Here is a 21,607-nt window from a genome sequence, read left to right as displayed (position 1 = left end):
TGTATGTCTACATACTATTAACGCACTCTCCCTTGAAAGGTTGCGGCTAAGATACCCACCTGCACAAAACCATTTGTCTTGATTTCGGCTTAAAGATGAACAGGAACCTACCCTTTCTCTTTCTTACCCGTCTATCTAGCATCTATTATTCCAGAGCAAATGAATCCTTAAATGATGTATCATTGTATTTTCAAATAATAAAAAACCTCAGCTAGGTTAACCAAGCTGAAGTTCATGAATTGCTCTATTTGTTTTTTCTTTCATAGCTACCACTTTTGGAGTCGTATAACTCCATACAATTGAGCATCAAGCGCTCTGAATAGCTTTAATTACTTCGACCTTTTTCTCTCCAGCTGACTTCGCTACTTCTAACGTTGTTTTACCTTGGATAGATACTACCAAGCCAGTAGCCAGCATTGAAACGATTAAAACTGCACTAAGGGCTTTGGAAACTTTCTTTTTGACCATGATCATACCTCCGATATTTATGATGTAAGAAGCAGGTGAATATTTGACGAATCGTAATTACAGCATTTCGCCTTTTTTGCTGGCTAATCCACTAGATGATTGTATTATAACGGACTGTAAAGTTTTGTAAAAGGTTTTTCTTGTATATCCTATTCTAGTCTTCTAGCTAATTCTTTCCGAACATATCAGCAACCAATCGTTTGGGCATCACAAATCGTTTCCAAAAATATGTAATGGTACAATCTGGGCTTTGAATACACTTCCGCGATAGATATTTTCTTTTGGAGGTGAATTCATCTTTGGCTTTTATTTTGAGATATAACACAACTATGAATGGAGCTATTACATTTACAGGTAACACCGTGGGATTGAACAAAGTAGCAAACCAAAATAATCAGGGAAATGTAGGTTCTATTGGTGCCTTCATCACTTTAAATACATCTTCTCAAGCAGGTAACTTCCCCCTAGGAACAACATTAAATTACACACAGAATTCTTCTGCTGCTATTCTGAGTTTACCCCCAGAATCAACGGTATTGTATGCCGAACTGATCTGGGCGGGAAGTTACAACTATGGCAATCAGAACGTCAGCGGAGCCATCCCCAATCCGATTACATTCACGACTCCAGCTGGTACGTTTTCAGTAGCTCCAGATCCAGCAACTGCTGTGAACACAGCACCAATAGCCAATTTTTATGTCAATTCTGCGAATGTTACAACACTTGTCCAACAAGCAGGTGCAGGTACTTATATAGCGGCAAGAATTCCGGGTACGGTTGCAGCCACTGAAAATAATACCAACTTTGCCGGATGGACTCTCGCCGTCGCTTATTCCAATCCCTCTCTCCCCTCGAGAAATATGAGTATTTTTGTCGGTGGAGAGATTGTCAATGCTACGATTGGTGCTGCAACAGCTTCCATCAGCGGTTTTGCCACACCAATTACAGGGAACGTTACGGGGCGTCTGATGGTGAGCGCCTGTGAAGGTGATCCTCAGATTGTTGGTGACCAGGCCCTCTTTGGTCCTACTGTCAATACACTTGTGCCTATATCGGGTCCTAACAATCCAGTAAACAACTTTTTTGCATCTCAGATCAACAATGACCAGGGTGTGCTTAATACTAACGGAACGTTTGGTAACCTGAATAGCAGCCCGGGAACATCAGTCATTGGCGCTAGACAAGGATGGGACATTACGAATGTGGATGTAACTCCTCAACTTATTAATTCTCAAACTTCTGCAGTAATCAGACTCTTGTCAACCGGAGACCAATATTTGGTGAACAGTCTAGGATTACAAGTGGATGTAAATGCTCCGTTGTTTGTCTTTAATAAAACATCTAATGTCACTTCTGCTTTGGTCGGTGAGACTATTCGTTATACCATCACGGCAGCGAATCAAGGTACTGCCGCAGCTACACTCGTCTTTTTACAAGACAGTTTTCCCAGCTCGGGGAGCTTCGTTCCCAACAGTCTGTCCGTGGACAATGTACCGCAACCAGGGGCAAGTCCAGTGACTGGACTGAATTTGGGTGTGATTGCTCCAGGTCAGACAGTGACAATTGTATATTCAGTACAGATTGTCTCACGCCCTTCAGGTTCAACACAGTCCAATGTAGCCAATCTGACTTACACCTTCCAGAGCCTTCCCGGCGGGCCAACATTCCAGGGGAGGTCCCAATCTAATGGTAACAATGTAACGATTAACAACCGTCCACCAACCGTTCCGAACTATTCGTATACAACCAATGTAAATGTACCTGTATCGAATCAAGTCACGGGAACCGATCCAGATGGCGATCCACTCACCTACTCCCTGAATTCTATTCCAACAAGCGGAACTGTTATTGTAAATGCCGACGGAACGTTTACCTATTCTCCGAATTCAGGTTACGTCGGTCCAGATTCCTTCACCGTACTTGTTAGCGATGGCTTGGGGGGTACAGCAGTATCCACAGTAGCCATTACTATTACTAATCGTCCACCAGTAGCTCAGAATCTGAATCTGACCACGAATAAAAACACAGCCGTTAACGGCCAGATTACAGCTTCAGATCCAGATGGCAGCCCGTTAACCTATACTCTGAATTCTCCACCAGCCAATGGTTCCGTTACGGTGAATTCGGATGGTTCACTCACCTATACACCGAATCCGGGGTTTGCCGGAACAGATTCATTTACAGTCATTGTAAGTGATCCAAACGGAGGAACGGCCATCTCCACAGTAACCGTTCAGGTCGTGAATCGTCCGCCTACAACGCAAAATGTGAATCTTGCGACTCCTGAAAATATTGCTGTATTTGGTCAAGTTATAGGTGTAGATCCAGATGGCGACCCGTTAACGTATACCTTGAATTCTCAACCAACGAATGGTACTGCAACTTTAAATTCAAATGGTACATTCACTTATACACCAATTAACGGTTTTATCGGAGTAGATGCATTCACTGTGCTCGTCAGTGATCCGAGCGGTGGAACTGTAGTATCAACTGTCACCATTACTGTAGTGAACTTGCCACCAACAACCCAAAACGTCAATCTGACTACACCTGAAAACGTGCCTGTATCAGGTCAAGTTGTTGCGACGGACCCCAATAGCGACCCGTTAACTTTTACTTTAAATACAGCATCAACGAATGGCACGGTCGTAGTCAACCCGGATGGCACCTTCACCTACACACCAAATGCTACCTTTGTAGGTACAGATTCGTTCACTGTACTGGTCAGTGATGGCCGCGGTGGAACGGCTCTGAGTAACGTTACGATTCAGGTCATCAACCAGCCACCTGTTGCTCAAAATCAAACGTTGACCACACCAGGTAACACTCCGGTATCTGGACAGATTGTAGCCACGGATCCGAATGCCGATCCATTGACCTATGTTCTAAACTCCGCACCAACGAACGGCACTGCCATAGTTAACCCGGACGGTACGTTCACCTATAGCCCGAATACAGGATTCGTAGGTACAGATTCCTTTACTGCGATTGTGAGAGACCCATCAGGCGCTTCTGCTATTGCAACTGTAACTGTGAACGTACTCAATCAGCCTCCTATAACTAGTAACCAGTCACTCTCTACCTTGCAAAACACACCAGTAACTGGTCAGATAATCGCAACCGATCCGAATGCTGACCCACTTACCTACAGTTTGTTGTCGCTGCCAACGAATGGAACGGTTACGCTGAATCCAGACGGAAGCTTTTCCTACCAGCCTGCTGCAGGATATGTTGGAACCGATACATTCTCTGTACTTGTCAGTGATGATCGCAGTGGAACAGCTGTGTCTGTCGTTACGGTTGCTGTAGCCAACCGTCCACCTGTCGTAAACAATCAAACGCTCTCAACACTGCAGAATGTTCCGGTCAGTGGGCAAGTCGAGGCCACAGACCCTGATGGGGATCCGCTCACATATACATTACAATCCCCGCCAAGCAACGGCACAGCTACAGTCAATGCAGATGGAAGTTTCACTTATACGCCAGTAACCGGATTTGTAGGTCTTGATTCGTTCACCGTACTGGTTAGCGATGGAAAAGGCGGCACAGCCGCTGGATCTGTAGCTGTCAATATCATCAACCAGCCGCCAGTTACGCAAGATTTACAATTGTCCACCAATTTTAATGTACCATTGAATGGACAGATTCCGGCTACCGATCCGGATGGAAATACACTAACGTATACAGTGTCTGTTCCACCTGCCAACGGTACGCTAGTGCTTGATCCGGCAACCGGAACATTTACCTATTCGCCGAATGCCGGATTTCTCGGTGTAGACAATTTCTCCGTATTGGTGAGTGATGGTAAAGGTGGTACTGCGACATCAAACGTGCAAATCGGTGTGCCTGCTTCTCCACCAGTAACGTCAGATATAACGGTGGACACCAATACCAATGTACCTGTTGCAGGACAGATTTCGGCTACGGATCCTCAAGGTGAAACGCTCACCTATACCTTAACGACGCCACCGCTTAACGGAACCGTCGTACTCGTTGCTACATCAGGTGCCTTTACGTACACACCAAATGCTGGATTCGTAGGCACAGATACATTCGTTGTGACCATCACCAATAGTAGCGGTATTCCGGTGACAAGCACCGTTTCAGTTAACGTGGATAATCAGCCGCCAGTTGTTCAAAATCTTACTGTTGAGACTTTACAAAATACGCTGGTCAGTGGACAGATTCCAGCTACCGATCCAGATGGTAACCCGCTGACGTATACCGTTACATCAGCACCGAGCCTCGGTACAGTTACTCTGAATCCGGATGGTTCGTTCACCTATACACCAAATGCTGGCATTGTAGGAGCTGACACATTCCGAGTACTTGTGAGTGATGGCCTCGGTGGTACGGCAACATCTATCGTCACAGTAAACATTATTGATCAGCCGCCAGTGACCCAGGATGTTCTGCTCAGCACACCAGCTAACATTCCTGTAGCAGGTGCAGTGACTGCTACCGACCCAGATGGCAACTCGCTTACATTCACGTTGAATTCAATTCCGGCAAACGGGTCAGTTGTTATTAATGCAGACGGTACCTTTACGTACGCACCTTACGGCGGTTATGTCGGCCCGGATAGCTTTACCGTACTTGTCAATGATGGTAAAGGAGGAACCGCACTCTCCACAGTATCCGTCAATGTATTCAACGAACCGCCAGTGGCTACGGGCACAACAGTAACTACACCGCAGAACACACCTGCAAGCGGAGCTGTCACGGCTACTGACCCCGAAGGATTGTCTGTTTCCTTCACCTTGCTGAGCCTGCCTGTTAACGGTAGCGTTGTGCTTAATACCGATGGTACGTTTACGTACACACCGAATTCCGGGTATGTTGGGGCTGATTCATTTACGGTTCTGGCAACCGATAGTCTTGGAGGCTCAGACGCAGCGCCTGTTCTTGTTACGGTCACCAATGATCCTCCAGTCACCAACAATATCGACTTGACCACCAATATCAACATTTTGGTTTTCGGTCAAGTACTCGCCATCGATCCTGCCGGTGACCCACTCACATTCAGTCTGCTCTCTCCTCCTGCTAATGGTACCGCAGTGGTGAATCCGGACGGTACATTCACGTACACACCAGCTGCTGGATTTGGAGGTCAGGATGCCTTTACCGTACTAGTCAGCGATGGAAGAGGCGGTACAGCCGTATCTACGGTAACCATTCAAGTTGTGAATCAGCCACCAGTTGCACAAAATGAAACACTAAACACCACCCAATCCACTCCTATTAACAGTACTGTCATCGCAATCGATCCCGATGGTGATCCACTAACCTATGTGCTCGGGATTTCACCTGTTAACGGCTCAGTTGGGCTCAATGCAGATGGGAGTTACACGTACACGCCAAACAACGGATTCGTCGGTACCGATTTCTTCACGGTGACCGTAACAGATCCACGGGGTGGTGTATCCACGTCCGTCATCACCGTATATGTGGCTGCAATTGTCCCAGTTGTCACTGATCAAACGGTAAGTACCAACCCGGATACACCAGTTTCAGGCCAAGTTGCAGCTTCTGATCCGGTAGGTAATCCGGTAACGACAACTTTACTGTCACCTCCTGGAAATGGCACAGTTTCAGTTAACCCCGATGGGGCTTACACCTATACCCCGAATCCAGGATTTGTGGGTACAGACAGTTTCACCGTGCAAGCCACGGACATCGTAGGCAGTATCGGAACTGGGGCAGTAACTATTCTTGTAAACAATCCTCCACCGGTTGCTGTAGGTGCAATCGTGACAACATTGGAGGATGTTCCGGTATCCGGCGCGGTGACAGCAACAAGCCCGATTGGTAATCCGTTAACATTCAACTTGAATTCTCCGCCAGCCAATGGATCAGTTATCGTGAACACGGAAGGGACCTTCACGTATACCCCGAGTCCAGGATATGTGGGGCAAGATACGTTTACTGTAATCGTTAGCGATAGTTTTGGTGGAACGGCTATAGCTACAGTTCTAGTTAATGTTATCAATCAGCCGCCAGTGACTCAGGATCAGGATTTGATCGGCACGCTGAATACACCGCTGAATGGTCAGATTATTGCTACCCACCCTAGCGGTAATACACTCTCGTATGTACTCGGATCGTTGCCAACCAATGGGACGATTGATCTTAATCCGGATGGTTCATTCATATACACTCCTAATCCGAACTTTGCTGGTGTGGATTCATTTACGGTCTGGGTATTCGATAACAATGGCGGAAGTGCAGTATCTACTATTAGAATCTCGATCCCGGCTCTACCGCCAGTGATTAGCAGTACGCAATTTACAACCAATGCAGATGCACCAATCAGCGGCCAACTCAATGCAACAAGTCCTGAGGGAATTCCGGTGACGACTGCACTCGGAAGTTTACTTCCGGTAAACGGAACGGTAACCGTCAATCCAGATGGCACGTTTACGTATCAACCTAATTTGGCCTTCGTTGGTACGGATACATTCTCTGTTGTTGCAACAGATTCGAACGGAGCTTCAACGACAGGGACAGTCACAATTCTGGTTATTGCCGTTCCACCGGTTGCTTCGGATGTCTCAGTAATCACGCCAATTAACACGGTAGTTACAAGTCGAGTTACGGCTGTCGATCCGGACACCACGGCACTCATTTACACCTTGTATGTACCTGTTCCAACAAATGGAACGGCTATTGTGAATTCGGATGGTACGTTCACATATACGCCTAATCCAGGATTTCTGGGTACAGACTCTTTCCCGATCATTGTCACTGATGCTTACGGACTTAACGATATCGCGCTTGTTACGGTGACAGTCATTGCAGATACACCTGTCGGGCCCCCAGTCAATGTGGTTACGGTATCCGGACAGAGTGTAACAAGTACTGTAACGGTAACCGATCCTTCGGGCCTGGCGGTGACATACTCACTAGGTGCTTCGCCGAATCATGGGACAGCTGTTGTCGCCCCTGATGGAACATTTACCTACACGCCGAACCCGGGTTACGTAGGGGAAGATTCATTCACGGTTATCGCAATGAATACCGGAGGTCAGATGACACTTGTTCCGGTTAATGTGACTGTTTTATCTGGTACCGGAGGTGGACCTGAAACTACGGATATCGGTATCGGAACCATTCAAGGTCAGTCGGTAACGGGCCAGGTTTTGGCAACGAGCCCAGATCAATTGCCGCTTGTCTATGCACTGGGAACATCACCAGCTAACGGTACAGTGTCTCTTACACTATCGGGCGAGTTCACCTATACGCCGAACCTGAATTTCTCTGGAACGGAAACGTTCACCGTGGTTGTATCCGACACTCTCGGCCGCAGTTCAACATCTACTATTTCAGTCGTTGTGTATGCAGGTTCGCCAGTTCCCCTGGTAACACCTGTTAATCCATTAGCTCCTGGTATTCCGAATGCCCCATTAACGATTAATGCACAGATTGAAACGGTATCAGGTGTTCCTGTAAGAAGTGCAGCTCCTGGTTCGGGAAGTTTTTACGCTTTGGGTACTGGACCTAATCACGGCGTTATCTCGCTTGGAGCAGATGGGTCGTTTGTTTATACACCTAACGGAGATTATGTGGGAACTGATCGATTTGTTATCCGTTATAGGGATTCACAAGGGACGATTGTGCTCTATAACGTAACGGTAAACGTCAAAGCTTCCTCCAGCTTGCCGGGTTCGGGAACATTGCCAGGCGGTACGCTAGCTGGAACGGATACAGGAACAGATATCGGAAGCGATTCAACCCTCACCTTAAATCTGAGAAGTGAAGAAAATCGTACACTATTCTCCAATCTGGATTCACTGCGTATCGGGCGAATCATTCGAGCAAGAGTTCTTAGAGCACCGCAGAACGGAAGGTTATCACTCAATGAAGACGGTTCATTCAGCCTGCTGCCGAATACGAACTTTACGGGAACGATTACCTTTACTATCGTCGTTACTACGGAAACGGGAGCGGTTTACACAATTAATATATCTGTCAGAATTATCGCTGATGATGATGAGTAAGCTCACTTTATACGTAAATTTCTCCGCTTCTTCTTTTTTCTGCGATCCAATTTCCGTTTAGCTAATCGTGTTTTGGTGATGGAAATTGAGCGTCTCTTCCCCTTGCTGGCTTTAGTCGGCGAGGGGATTTGTTGTTCAATCGGGCCATCTTCTTGCTCTGAAGATTGTTTGGTAGGTACTACATGTTCATCGTTATTTTCATAGGAAAAAGAAGGCAAATGATCTAGGTTGAAAGGTTGCTCCCGTTGATCATCTGTTTCATCATCCTCACCAAGTATGGGTCGCTGGTTCTTGATATAATCAGGCTCTTCCAGAATAGCAGCTTTGGATATTTCAGCGAACTCTTGATCGGACACCGGCTCTTTGATCGCCACCAGATGGTACATAATCTGATAAGCAACGTTAAGCTGTGATTGTCTCAGTAGACTCAGCTCCACTTCATTGTATAAGCCCTGGTATGCAGGAAAATAAAAAAACTCCATCCGGAGCAGACGAAAATCGACCGGACAAGGTTCAAAAACCTGTCGTTCAGTCAAGTATCCGCCGGGGTCAAACGGCAGTTCACCATCCACGGGCACATTCACATCACGACAATTCGTCCAAAATTTGGGTGAGTGTTCATTGAAAAATTGTTTAAATTGAGGATTGGCCATATGAACAGTGGCATGTGCATAAGGTGCAACAATACAGATAATGGCTCGATGTTTGCATATTCGGTAGATGTCCTGCATCACCTGAGCCAGATCGTTTACATACTGCAAACTGTGAGAGCACATGACCATATCAACAGAGTTGTTTTTCAAAGGAATCGGCAAATTATAGTCGTGAACTATATCTGTAGATTCATACAGAACGCGGTCGATGCCAATACAATTGTGGTGTTTATTCATTCCATTTCCCAAGTCAATTCTCAACCGGATCACTTCCTTTTGTTTCGGCTTATCCAGTATTCTATTCAACTTGGGACAGCAATGTATAAGTCATTCACCCGGTGTATTTTCTCAAAACCCGTCCTAACCTTACTCGTTAGCTGTTTCATTAAGAAGTGCTTGGTCCTACAAAAGTAAAAAAGCCGCTAATAGCGACTTCTTAGAATAGATTTTGTTTCAGATATCACTACACTTCTGAAGTGGGTACCTACAGTAGTTTAGATTTAGTTTCTCTTATCTCTGTAGCACCACTTTGCCCTTACTCTTGATGGATTCGTACGCAGCTAAGGCAATGGAAGTAGCTCGCAGACCATCTTCTCCAGTCACTGGAACAACGCTTTTAGCGATAATTGCATCCACAAAATCCTCCAGCATGTAGTAATTCATACGCTCTCCCCAGTAGCTCCATCTACTTTTGACCTCGTGATCGCTGTATACTTCATTCGTCTGTGCAAAAGCATCCATATGTATCACGCCCGCTGTACCGATGATATCCAGTTTCACATCTCCCCAGAATGGATAGCTTCTGTTTCTCGACCAGCTTGTATCAATTAAGGCCATCATCCCTTGATCGAATTCAATATGCACCATGCCCGAATCTTCTACTTCCAGATCGCCACGCATCTGCCCTTGTTCCGCATAGACTGCTAACGGTTCAGTGTTAAACAACCAATGAAGTAGATCAGCGATATGAACGGTATGATCCAAAATGGCACCGCCTCCGGATAAGCCAGGTTCCACAAACCACCCTGTTGGTGCTGTTCCACGATTATAGCCCTTCACGGCAACAACTTGTCCAATATCGCCTCGTTCAAGTGCTCTTTTCGTCTCCATTACAGCAGGTAAATATCGACAAGGGAAGGCCGTCATCAATTCTACCCCATATTTCGAACAGAGCTCGATCATAATCTTCATTTCATCCATACTGACACCTAGCGGTTTTTCACATAGTATATGTTTGCCGGCTCTGGCGCTTTCCATGACCATGCTTGCATGATTCACATTTTCTGAACAGATAATGACGGCGTCGATATCTGGAAGCTGAAGCATCTCGCGATAGTTTTCGTAATACGAGAGAGGTTCTTGTTCCAGCAGACTCTTAACCCGCTCCTGGTTATCGTCGGCAATCGCGACCACTTCTGCATGGGGAATCTTGGCTAGCTCCCTATAATAACTAGAGGCATGAGGATGAGCGAAGCTGATCATACCAATACGCAAGCGTTTCATACGGGGAATCCCCCCTTTTTTTCATATTCCTTAACGTTTACAGGTATTCCGGTATGAGCAGATTCGATAGCAGCTTGTGCTATCTTGAAGGCCATACAAGCATCATGGAATGTGACATCCGGCTGAGACCCCGACTGTATGCATTCGATGAAATGAGACAATTCCCGAACATACGCAGATTGAAGCTCAGGGCTCTTACGTAGATGAAGAGGTTCATGCTTTCGGGTAACGTCGAGGATATCCAATAAATTACAATCTGTTGACAACCCGGATTGACGGATGATTACGGAATTGGTTTCGTCTGAATTCGCACGAATGACTCCCTGGTCTCCTGCAAATTCCATTGCGGTCTGGAAAGGACCCGGATATCCCCACATGCCTTCCAGATTGGCAATCGCCCCTTGATCGAATTTCAAGGTTACCCAAGCATAATCCAGATGGGTAAAGGTTCTTCGCTGAGCATATACGGTAAGCACCTCTCCAAGTACACTGCGCATATAATCGATGTCATGGATCATTAGATCCATGATGACGCCACCGCTCTCACGCTCATCGTTGTACCAGTTCTTTAGCAGTCCTGGATGGGGACCGATCCGTCTGGAATGAGCCACTCCGGGCTTACCTATGACCCCTGCGGTCACCTGCTGAGCTACATCAGCGTAGGCTGGGAAAAAGCGACCGACATGAGCAATCAACAAACGAACCTGATTGGAGCGACAAACGACATCCATGATCTCGGCTTCTTTAGCCGTTGAACTAACCGGTTTCTCACAAATGACATGAACCCCCGCTTCAGCAGCTATAACCGTATACTTACAGTGCAAAGGCGTTGGTAGACAGATGCTCACTACATCTGGACAGACTTCGCTCAGCATTTCCTCGAAACGCTCGTATGCCGTAGTTCCGCACGCAGCGGCAAGCTTGTCTGCTTCCTCCTTATCCACATCACATACGCCAACTAGTTGAATCTCTTTCAGCTTCGCATAACTTCTTGCATGGACCCATCCCATCGTTCCGCATCCCAGAACGGCAACTCTCACAGCTTGTCCCTCCTTCATGTAGTCCAGTTATTTCATTATTCCGTCTTATATCTCTCATAGGCTGCCTGATATACCTTCATATACTCTTCCAGCCCCATCTTGTTTAGAACGGTTACGTACTCATCCCACTGATCAAAACTTGCACTGCCATTCACAAATTTTGCCTCCATTTCGGTCACGTAATCTTGGATGTCTTTGCCGATCGAAGACATGAACTCCGATTCTTCCTGTGTGAAGTTAAAGTTATACCAAATGTCTTCTACAGCGTGATCTTTCGCCTTGTCTGCAGCTTGGAGAGAGCTCGGCAATGTTTCTGAACCTTTAAAATAATCTTCCTTCACCAGGCCCGGATAGCTTCCGCCCAGCCAGGTGAAATATTTTGCTAGAGCCTGATCCTGAGTCAGTCCGTCCGGATTCGCTGTAATATCCTGCGTATATTGCAGATTGCCTTCCGCATCCTTCTCATACGTCTCTCCTTCTTTTCCCATAAAGTAGAGCAGCGCTCCTTCATCACTGTAGAAATGATCCATCCAGCGAATCGTTGCTTCCGGATTCTCATTTTTATCTGTAATAGCGAAGGCTCCGACATGTACCATAGGCACTTTCACATGAGAATAGAGTTGTTCTCCATCAGGTCCTTTGAGGGCTCCGAGACCGATAAAGTTCTTCTGTCCCATCACCGTTTCTGGATTAGGAACGGTTGTCGCACCGAGTGTTCCAGCCTGACCTTTGGCATTCAGTGCTCCGCCATCCAACGTGAATATTTCCGGATCCAGCAGTCCTTCCTGATGGAGCTTGTTCACGTATTGCAGCACTTCCTTGTACTGAGGTAACGTCTTAGTGAAGCGTAGCTCACCCGTGCCTGGTTCCACATCAACAAGCTTGTGTCCAAGCCCGCGGTTGCCTAGCCCCCATGCGCCTTTAACATGGTCAATAATGCCAGTAATGCCTGTTGCGCTAAATGGAATTTCATCATTTTTACCGTTTCCATTCAGATCGGTCGTTTTGACCGCTTTCAGATAGGCATAGAAACTTTCTATAGAATCCGGTTCTTCCATATTTAATTGCTTCAACCAATCTTCATTAATCCAAAGCGGTGCACCAATTAACATAGACAACAGGGCAGGATCATAGAATGACGGCATAGAATAGATGTTGCCATCTGGCATCGTCAAGCCTTTACGAATATCAGGGTACTGCTCCATCAATCGTTTAAAATTGGGGGCATATCGGTCGATCAGATCATTCAGCGGAATAAATACACCCTGCGCACCGTAACGTGTTAATTCATCGGAAGTCACACGAGCCGAATAGAATACATCCGGATAATCTCCGCCGGCGAGAGCCAGATTACGCTTCTCGGTGAGTGTCTCAAACGGAACGAGATTGAATTTCACGTTAACGTTGGACAGGTCTCTATACGTTTTCCAGATCAATGTTTCTTCAAATTTGCTCCCGTTCGTAGTTGATTTGCCTGTGAAAAAATCTAGCTCGATGGGTTCCTTCACGACCGGCATGCCTGTCGCATTAAGATTGGCCAGTCTATCAGGCCCTTCCTCTGCAGGCGCATTTTCTTGACTACATCCAGCCAGTAACCCTGCTGTAATTACAATGGATAAGGTCAAACTGCCCCATTTTTTAAACAACATCCTCACGCACTCCCTTTATAAAATGATGTAGAATCTACCCTTTTACTGCACCAATCATGACTCCTTTTATGAAATATTTCTGTAGAAACGGATACAAAATGAACATGGGAAGATTGGTGATAATGACAGCAGCATACTTGATCGCTTCGGCATCCATCATGCTTCTGGCCAGGGAATCGTTACTAATGTCTACCATCTCTTGCATCTGCCCCTGAACCAGTATTTCACGTAAAAATAACTGCAGCGGATACTTGTCACGGTCTGACAAATAGATCAAGGCATTAAAATAACTGTTCCAGTGCCCTACTGCGTAAAAGAGAACCATGACCGCAAGTACCGGGCCCGACAAAGGCAAAACGATCCGTACCAACACCTTTAAGTTCGAACATCCATCCATAAAAGCAGCTTCCTGAATCTCGTTCGGAATGGAACTCTGGAAGAATGTCTTCATGATCAGCATATTCCATACGGATAACGCCGACGGGATAATCATGACCCAGAAGGTGTCCAGCATCCCGAGATCCTTGATGAGCAGATAGGTTGGAATCATCCCCCCACTAAAAAACATCGTAAACACGATCAGAACGGTAAAAATGGTTCTACCTCTAAAATCGGGCCTAGACAACGGGTATGCTGCCGCAATAGTCATCATCAAATTAAGCAGGGTTCCGGCAACCGTATATAACAAGGTGTTACCATAACCCTTCATCAGTTCGCTATTTGCGAACAAACGCTCATAACCAAACAGCGAGAGGTTTCGAGGCCACAGCCATACTTCACCACGTATGACGCTCTCAGGATTACTGATCGATGCAATCCCCACAAAAAAAACAGGGTACAGCACGACAATTGAAACCAGTGCGAGGATGGTATAAATCACCCATTCAACAACCCGGTCTCCACGACTCTGTGCCACTCTATCACCTCCCTTACCATAGGCTGTTTGAACTGACTTTACGAGCGATCCGGTTAACGGTTAGCAGCAAAATAAAATTAATGACTGAATTAAACAGACCAACTGCAGCGGAATAACTGTACTGCGCTCCCAAAATACCGCTACGATATACGTTGGTCGCAATAACATCGGATGTTTCCATGTTTAATGCATTTTGCATAAGGAACACTTTTTCGAACCCCACGCCCATGACGGACCCTACATTAAGAATTAATAGCACGACCATTGTTGGAGCAATGCCTGGAATATTAACATGCCAGATGCGTTGAAGTCGGGTTGCGCCATCTACTTTAGCTGCATCATGGAGCTGAGGATCTACCCCGGCAAGTGCTGCCAAATAGATGATTGAGCTCCACCCCATCGTCTGCCATACCCCTGACCACACAAATATACTCTTGAACCAGCCGGGTTCCGTCATGAATGAAATTGCTTCTCCACCCCAAGCAGTAATGACTTGATTGACTAATCCGCTGACAGGAGACAAGAAAATCATAATCATACCTACCATCACGACAGTCGATAAAAAGTGAGGCATGTAGGTCACGGTCTGTACAAATCTCCTGAAGTTACTCGATCTGACTTCGTGGATCATTAACGCAAGAAGAATGGGAATGGGAAAGCTTACAATTAATTCGTACATACCGATACCAAGTGTGTTTTTCATGATTCGCCAAAAATAAAAGCTGTCAAAGAACCGTTCAAAATGTTTGAAACCCACCCATGCGCTTCCGGTGATGCCTTTGTTCGCGATAAAATCCTTGAAGGCAATCTGAACGCCATATAAGGGCACATAATGAAATAGAACGAAGTAAATGATGACCGGTAAAAATAACAGATACAAATCCCAGTTTTTACGAATGGAATGGAACCGGGATTTTTGGGCACGCATTCTACTCTCCCGACCCCCGTGTCCCTGTACATTGACGGACGTCGTCTGTTCCAAAACTAGTAATCCCCCCTTCTCTCCAGCCTGATCATGATCGGCTCGGCTGCACATCGAATGTTACAGATCTTCGGCGCTTTTGGGTATAAACCGTTTTTGAGAACCTAGTCTTTCCTTGTGATTTTTACCTATATCGTGATTTTCCCTGAAAAAGCATCTATTTTCGCAAAAAAGGGATATTCTCTTTTTACATTACGATCATATATCAACTCTTGCGTTTTAACATTTCGCGCGTAAAATGGGCCAGATGATCTTTGTTTTACTAGAAGAGTGAAAATGAGGGATTGTCTTATGAACTGGATGAGGAATAAAAAACGGACGCTGTTTTTCAAAATATTTGTTAGTTTTTTGGCAATTATTTCATTGTTCTGTTTGTTTTATATTCTGATTTATTATGTATTCAAAACGGGCCTTCAGGAAGAAATCGTTCAAAACAGTCGTAATGAGACGAATAACACTGCGGAACGCTTCTCGAATCATATGGAGCAAATTCAGATTATGCTGTTTCATTTGTACAATAATCCAGATCTCGTCACCTTTAATCGGCAGCTCCATCGTGTAGGATTTCAAGAGGCAGACTACCTGAAAGCGAAAGAGGTTATATCGGACATTCGGGGCTATGTGTACAATTCGTTGTTTCTACTAGAAGATGTTATTGTGCATTTCCCCTCAGAACGACTGGCATTCGGTAAATCAGGCAGTGGCAGCTCAGATTACATGTTCAACACATCCTACTACAGTAAAACCTACCCATTAGAGTACTGGAACAGACTCATAGAGAAGCCAGATACATTTCTGATCTCGCCTGCGGCTTCTTTCCAGATGAAGGCTGGTTCTCCCGAAAGTGGACAACTGATTCCTTATACATTCAAGAATCCGAATGCTTCCTATCAGATTATCGCTATGATCGATATCCAGAAAGCGGTTCAGTCTTTTTTCGGTTCTACGGAAGTACACAGCTTGACGATCACCGATCCAAAGGGGAATGTTCTGTATCATTCGGCTGGTCCTGGTTCACATGCAGAAGGTGTAACGGTTCCCGTTTTTCAGGAAGGAAAGATGGTCCACAAGCAAAATGGAAGATATTATTTCAAATCAAACGGTTCTGACGGGCTTACATATATTACATCGCTGACAGATAACCGCATTGCCGATCAATTACAACGCTTGACTAGTTACATGGTTCTTATCTGTATTTCTTCACTCTTAATAGCTACACTTGTCTCTCTATATCTAAGCCGCCGATTGCACACGCCTGTCAAACATATGTTGTCTTCACTGCTGGATCGTACCTCCCTGCAAGAGAAGGTTGACGTCTCTTCGGAAAAGACCGAAATCTGGGAATTTGATCTTATTCAGAGCAAGATGGCTGAGCTAAAAAAAGAAAAAGAAATCATTGTTACCAAGCTTAATCGTCAGAACACCATTCTCACTAACTACTCTTATATGAACCAGCTGAAAAATATTAATACTGACCTTAGTGAGTGGAACGATTTTCTGGCAGACGGAGGAAGTTATCAGATCGTGTATTATGATATTCGTTTTCGCATATCTGAAGATGGCACGATGCCTCTTGATCGGGAACGAGCGGTGCGTCAATTGCTGGATTACATTCATCTTCAAACAAAAGAGAGATTTCGTGCCAATCATACATTTCAAATGGAAAAAAACGAGATCGTCTCCGTATTAAAAGAACCTTCCATCCCGGAGCTGCGAGAACTTCTTGAACAGCTTAAAGCAACTTTGGATGAGGAAAAAGAATACTATGTCGTGACGATATGCACCCTTCCTGCTACGGATCAACCGACCAGATTCAGCGAATCCTATCAGCAACTCCGAGATTTGGCTTCAGAAGCTCGCTTGCTGGACGAAACTCAACTCATCAGCGAAGCACGTCGCCTGCCTGAATTGGATCAGCCTTTATTAAAACGCGGACGCGAACTAGACCAGATTCTGCAAGCACTGGATGAAGAGGCCTGCCTGGAGTGGATATATCAATTACTCGTTAACTACAGAAATAAAGATGCAAGCGTACTCCAATTCAGACAATTGGGTCTATCCATTAAGCATCATATTGTGAAATGTATGGAGCAACAGCTGCCTTTCAAGGGATCGGAGATACCATCGAAAGATTGGGAGGACATGCTGAGGGATTGTCATTCGCTTGCAGATTATGAGATGGCTTTCAGACACATCTTATACGCCTATACTGCAATTATGCGTGATCGTAACACTCCTTCTCTGGGGGAACCCGTCATCGCTATGTTTTACCAGATCATTCAGACTCATTATATGGAGGATATTTCGCTGGAGTATCTATCGGAGCGGCTGAATCTATCGACGACATATCTCTCCGTTTATATCAAAGAAAAGACGGGGGTTAATTTTAGCGAACATTTGCAAAAAATCCGATTGAATAAAGCCTGTGAACTTCTAGCGACAACGAACTGGACCATTAATGAAGTTAGTATCCAGGTGGGATATCATAACATTACTTCATTCAATCGCATTTTCAAAAAAACGACGGGTTTAACACCGGGCGCCTACCGAAAACAGCATTTGATTGAAATGAACCGACAGCAAAAGCCCGTAAACTGATGTTGTCTCAGCAGTGTGCTCGTTCAGAGGTGTCGCCCACTAAAAAAGAAGATTACAGTCGTCCTGTAATCTTCTTTGAAGGGTGAAACGTATGTATCTCGTCAGACTTCAGTCGAACCTTGTTCAAGACATATGGGTCTGCCTGGTGTGGAAATCTGTTACGAAATCTGTTATGAATTCTAGTACTACATTTGGTCCTAATAGTTAGTCTTTCTCAATTAGCGAGATAACCCCTTTGTGACCGCGCTCACCACTCCTGGAACAAGAAAAAAGATGCCAAAGAAGACGGTAAGCAGGTTATAGTGAGGTGTTTCGTAGAAATTAAACCATGTTGTAAACAACGTGGAGTCCTGAATTCTTCCCAAAACGGTTCCACTAAAATCTCTGTAGTTCAGGATCCAACCGGTCGCTTCAGAACTAATAAAGAATAGCTGTGACAACAAAAACACACCAATAGAGTATACCCAGTACCTCTTGAAAAATGGGACCGTTTTTTGCTTCGTAACCAATGTAATCTCATCCTTTGCTAAATACTATTTTCTATACCTATTATAAAATTAATATAAATATTAAGGGATTAAGTTCCAAAATATTTATATTTTATACTTAAACTAACGGAATAAAGGCTAGAAATGTTGCAATCGAGATTACACTACATCCTTCTTCTATCTTACATTTCAATTTTGACTCCGAAACCTTTTTCTTCTGCCATTTGTAGGGCTATATTCGCAGCATAAATATCCAGAATCGCCATGCCTGTAGCATCAAAAATAGTGATTTGTTCGTCCGAGGTTCTTCCCTCTATGTTCCCTGCAATTAAATCTCCGATCTCACCGCAAATATGACTCTCTAGAACCTTGCCTTCTTTCAGTGGGATTTCAATTTCACCCGCTTGCATACAGTGCTCTTTATCATCTACGAAAACCTTGGCTTCTGACACAAGACTGGAATCAATCTCTTGTTTTCCCTCCATATCTGCCCCCATACAAGAGATATGTGTGCCTTGTTTCACCCATTCTCTCTTCAAGATTGGCGTTCTTGATGGTGTCACGGTGATAATGATATCACTTGCTTTAACAGCTTGTTCAAGAGAATCAGCTGCTTGAAAAGTAACTTCTTCCGTGTTCACTCCAAATTCAGCTTGAAGCCGAGTTGGTATCGTATCAACAAAAGTCCTCAGCTTTTCCAAGTCTCTAGCGGCAACACGAACCACTTTCAAGCTCGGAAATGCACATAAAGCAGAAGCTATTTGGAAAATGGCTTGATTACCTGATCCTACGATAAGAAGAGTTTCCGAATCCTTTCTAGCTAAATACTTTGCTCCAATCGCACCCGATGCTCCTGTACGAATGCCTGTAATAAATGAAGCCTCGGTCATCCCTATAGGTTTACCTGTTTCTGCATCAAAAACATTGATAAGACCCATGAGGGTAGGCATTTGCTTCGCTTCGTTCTCAGCAAACCATGTGACTGTTTTATGTCCGAATATCTTCGCACTCTTTACATATCCGGATTTGATGTCCATATCTGCTGCACCTGGAACAAAATCATAAAAGATCGTAGGCCATGTCTCCGTATTATGTTCACTTCTAGCTCTGTAGACCGTTTCTACGAGATCAATAACTTGTGGTATATGTAATCCTTGGCGTACGTGTTCATTACTTAAAAATCTCATCTAGTTGTCCTCCTCCTTCATCAAAAAAGCAAGCGTTGAATCTCCTCCCTCTTTTATTTCATAGGTTCTAGTAGGAGTGAGACTCAACACTACAAAGATAATTCACATGGGTACATCAATGCCTTAACGTTGAATTGCCTCTTCAGTCTTTAACTAATCCCTGCTTGCCATTCCGCCTCCAATGCATCCCAGTGCGGTGTAGGAACATTCGACATTGCCCTCCACTCGGCAAACGTATTATTTAACGCGTTCAGTTCCACGGGCGTTCCATCAATGAGCCGGCTAACTGGGAGTGAGAAAAAAATCTTCAGTGCCCTGCGGATGACGTTAGGATAACCTATAATCCAGGAAGCTTGCTTAGCAGGTATCAGTGGGTATCCTAACGATTCGAGTACTTGGAAACCCTCCCCCATTGCAGCTACCAACTGGCGCAATCGCTTATCGTCACGAACAACCTGCTTCATCTGAAATTGGTGGAACAGAATAACCATGGTCAGAGGCACAATCATAACCATGTGGTTTTTTAACCAAGCATCGATCTGATCATTCTCATTAAGCTTGTATTTCGTTCCGATAAAAGCCTGCTCTAACAGAGGACGAAAAGGAATCGTACCATCTAACCCCCCGATAACCATCTGTCCATGACCACTGCGGATGCAAATGACGTGCTCGTCAGTACGTGTACCTGCGGTAGTCTGAAACCCGAACGCGACTTGCTTAGGTGAGCGTCCATTTTTGCTCAGATAATCTTGCATCGCGTAAGTCTCCATATTATTACCAATCAGTACAATATGGCGGCTGTTATTGGCAGCGAGTATCGGCAGAACCGCTTCGAAGTCTGAGTATTTCATAACGACGAAAATCAAATCATACACGTCACTTGGTTCTAGAGAACGAATTACACGAACCCGGTCGATTGTTGTTTTACGCTGAAGATAGTGCCGAATAACGATACCCTTATTTTCCAATAGCCTGGCTCGCTCTCCTCTTGCTAACACGGTCACATCGTGGCCACCTCTTATCAACACATGTGCCAGATAACTTCCCTGCACACCTGCACCGTACACAAGTATGTTCAATATGGTCTCCTCCTCTTATAATGAACAGATGTTGAATATCTAACAACTGTACACTACAATCAAGTTATCATTGAGGCTCATATAAGAACAATGGTTAATTGCTTTGGTTATTGTTGAGAAATGAACAACGAACATTGAATTTGTTCAGAAAGAAGGTGAAATGTGGATCGACGCATCGTACGAACGAGACATATGATTATGCAAGCCTTCATCAGGCTTCTGGAAGAGCAGGAGTTTGAGAAGATCACCATTCAAGGGATCGCCGACAGAGCGAATGTCAATCGCGGCACAATTTATTTGCATTTTACTGACAAGTATGATCTGCTCGAACAGAGCGTGGAGACATATCTAATGCAGCTTATTGAAAGCTGTATACCAGAGGAAGGGCTAACCGCCGAACTGTCCCCCGAGTTACTTATTCGGGCCTTCGCTTACCTAAAGGAGCATGCGGCCATTTATCGTGTGTTGATTACGAGTAAAGGCACTCCAACGTTCAGATACCGTATGACACAAATGATTAAAGGTAACATCACTATTGTAGTAAACCAGATGAAACTGGACAACGAGATTCACAGGGATGTGCTTGTACAGTTTCTGTCTATTTCCATTACCGGCTTGATTGAGTGGTGGATCGCTGAATCGATGCCTTATACACTTGAAGAGATGGTTGAGCAGATGAAAAAAATACTGGAAGCAAGACTCCAGCTATGGTAGCACCCTCTCGTTCATTGCCTTTTTCACACTTGAATGGACACTATCTGTGCTTTGTTCCCTGCTAAACAAGCTTTCTATACGAAACGTTTTAATCGATATAATAATCATTATGATAGTTACTTTCATCTATGTTTTTCTCGAATTGTTTTTTCATTCGATGTGCTGTTCGGTGGGTAAAGCTTGAATGAACGATTGTGTTAATAATGAAATACAGTAAGACTAGTGTAATAGTTGAATAAATGATTGTCATCATTGTAACTTTCCTTTCTTAAAACACAGAACATTGAAGAACATGATTATATATCCTACTTCAAATGCGGGGTAAGATAAAGG

At 44.8% G+C, this 21,607-nt stretch carries 13 protein-coding genes; 3 read left to right on the top strand and 10 right to left on the bottom strand.

Translation table 11 applies throughout. The annotated features are described in order from the left end of the window. Positions 1 to 306 precede the first annotated feature (306 nt). Positions 307 to 468 (bottom strand): hypothetical protein, encoded by a 162-nt coding sequence (locus PQG66_RS06390; protein ID WP_272036268.1) that lies wholly within the window; start codon positions 466 to 468, stop codon positions 307 to 309. 368 nt (positions 469 to 836) lie between these two features. Here PQG66_RS06390 and PQG66_RS06385 point away from each other — a divergent pair, with 368 nt between their 5' ends. After that, on the top strand, positions 837 to 8,465 hold the full coding sequence (locus tag PQG66_RS06385; RefSeq protein ID WP_272036266.1) for an Ig-like domain-containing protein: 7,629 nt from the start codon (positions 837 to 839) through the stop codon (positions 8,463 to 8,465). A 2-nt stretch (positions 8,466 to 8,467) separates the two neighbouring features. On the opposite strand, the gene PQG66_RS06380 is transcribed toward PQG66_RS06385, so the two are convergent. From PQG66_RS06380 to PQG66_RS06355, 6 genes are all read right to left on the bottom strand, one after another. Further along, positions 8,468 to 9,355, bottom strand: a complete 888-nt coding sequence (locus PQG66_RS06380; RefSeq protein ID WP_272036263.1) for a methyltransferase domain-containing protein — start codon at positions 9,353 to 9,355, stop codon at positions 8,468 to 8,470. 273 nt (positions 9,356 to 9,628) lie between these two features. After that, positions 9,629 to 10,621 (bottom strand): Gfo/Idh/MocA family protein, encoded by a 993-nt coding sequence (locus PQG66_RS06375; protein WP_272036261.1) that lies wholly within the window; start codon positions 10,619 to 10,621, stop codon positions 9,629 to 9,631. Next, positions 10,618 to 11,661 carry a Gfo/Idh/MocA family protein gene (locus tag PQG66_RS06370; protein WP_272036259.1) on the bottom strand — a complete coding sequence of 348 codons (1,044 nt, stop codon included), beginning with the start codon at positions 11,659 to 11,661 and terminating at the stop codon, positions 10,618 to 10,620. Before PQG66_RS06370 ends, PQG66_RS06375 begins: the two co-directional genes overlap by 4 nt. Positions 11,662 to 11,696: 35 nt before the next feature. Further along, on the bottom strand, positions 11,697 to 13,310 hold the full coding sequence (locus PQG66_RS06365; protein ID WP_272036257.1) for an extracellular solute-binding protein: 1,614 nt from the start codon (positions 13,308 to 13,310) through the stop codon (positions 11,697 to 11,699). A gap of 34 nt (positions 13,311 to 13,344) precedes the next feature. Continuing rightward, complete coding sequence (locus tag PQG66_RS06360) at positions 13,345 to 14,226, bottom strand: carbohydrate ABC transporter permease (protein WP_272036256.1); 882 nt, start codon at positions 14,224 to 14,226, stop codon at positions 13,345 to 13,347. Positions 14,227 to 14,239: 13 nt separating this feature from the next. Continuing rightward, entirely contained in the window at positions 14,240 to 15,154 is a 915-nt protein-coding gene (locus tag PQG66_RS06355; protein ID WP_272036527.1) for an ABC transporter permease, read from the bottom strand. 345 nt (positions 15,155 to 15,499) lie between these two features. On the opposite strand from PQG66_RS06355, the gene PQG66_RS06350 reads away from it, so the two are divergent. Then, positions 15,500 to 17,806 carry a helix-turn-helix domain-containing protein gene (locus PQG66_RS06350; RefSeq protein WP_272036254.1) on the top strand — a complete coding sequence of 769 codons (2,307 nt, stop codon included), beginning with the start codon at positions 15,500 to 15,502 and terminating at the stop codon, positions 17,804 to 17,806. Positions 17,807 to 18,024: 218 nt separating this feature from the next. Here the strand turns inward: PQG66_RS06350 and PQG66_RS06345 are convergent, their stop codons facing one another. The 3 genes from PQG66_RS06345 to PQG66_RS06335 all read right to left on the bottom strand — a co-directional run bounded on the left by PQG66_RS06345 (position 18,025) and on the right by PQG66_RS06335 (position 20,560). After that, a complete protein-coding gene (locus PQG66_RS06345; RefSeq protein ID WP_272036252.1) occupies positions 18,025 to 18,315 on the bottom strand; it encodes a YfzA family protein in 291 nt (96 codons plus the stop codon). Between the two features lie 161 nt (positions 18,316 to 18,476). Then, positions 18,477 to 19,481, bottom strand: coding sequence for an ornithine cyclodeaminase family protein (locus tag PQG66_RS06340; protein WP_272036250.1), 1,005 nt, complete (start codon positions 19,479 to 19,481; stop codon positions 18,477 to 18,479). Between the two features lie 149 nt (positions 19,482 to 19,630). Next, the gene (locus PQG66_RS06335; RefSeq protein WP_272036248.1) at positions 19,631 to 20,560 is read right to left on the bottom strand and encodes a ketopantoate reductase family protein; all 930 of its coding nucleotides are present in this window, start codon (positions 20,558 to 20,560) and stop codon (positions 19,631 to 19,633) included. Positions 20,561 to 20,722: 162 nt separating this feature from the next. Here PQG66_RS06335 and PQG66_RS06330 point away from each other — a divergent pair, with 162 nt between their 5' ends. Then, complete coding sequence (locus PQG66_RS06330) at positions 20,723 to 21,274, top strand: TetR/AcrR family transcriptional regulator (RefSeq protein ID WP_272036246.1); 552 nt, start codon at positions 20,723 to 20,725, stop codon at positions 21,272 to 21,274. Positions 21,275 to 21,607: the final 333 nt, after the last annotated feature.

The sequence above is a fragment of the Paenibacillus sp. JJ-100 genome (assembly GCF_948329825.1).
Classification (GTDB): Bacteria; Bacillota; Bacilli; order Paenibacillales; family Paenibacillaceae; genus Paenibacillus.
The sequence above is the reverse complement of the archived record's forward strand: the minus strand, read 5'-3'. Positions and strand labels throughout refer to the sequence as shown.

Coding starts and splice junctions, on each gene's coding strand:
- PQG66_RS06390 (WP_272036268.1), bottom strand. CDS start 468: ATGGTCAAAAAGAAAGTTTCCAAAGCCCTTAGTGCAGTTTTAATCGTT.
- PQG66_RS06375 (WP_272036261.1), bottom strand. CDS start 10,621: ATGAAACGCTTGCGTATTGGTATGATCAGCTTCGCTCATCCTCATGCC.
- PQG66_RS06380 (WP_272036263.1), bottom strand. CDS start 9,355: ATGAATAAACACCACAATTGTATTGGCATCGACCGCGTTCTGTATGAA.
- PQG66_RS06350 (WP_272036254.1), top strand. CDS start 15,500: ATGAACTGGATGAGGAATAAAAAACGGACGCTGTTTTTCAAAATATTT.
- PQG66_RS06340 (WP_272036250.1), bottom strand. CDS start 19,481: ATGAGATTTTTAAGTAATGAACACGTACGCCAAGGATTACATATACCA.
- PQG66_RS06365 (WP_272036257.1), bottom strand. CDS start 13,310: ATGTTGTTTAAAAAATGGGGCAGTTTGACCTTATCCATTGTAATTACA.
- PQG66_RS06355 (WP_272036527.1), bottom strand. CDS start 15,154: ATGCGTGCCCAAAAATCCCGGTTCCATTCCATTCGTAAAAACTGGGAT.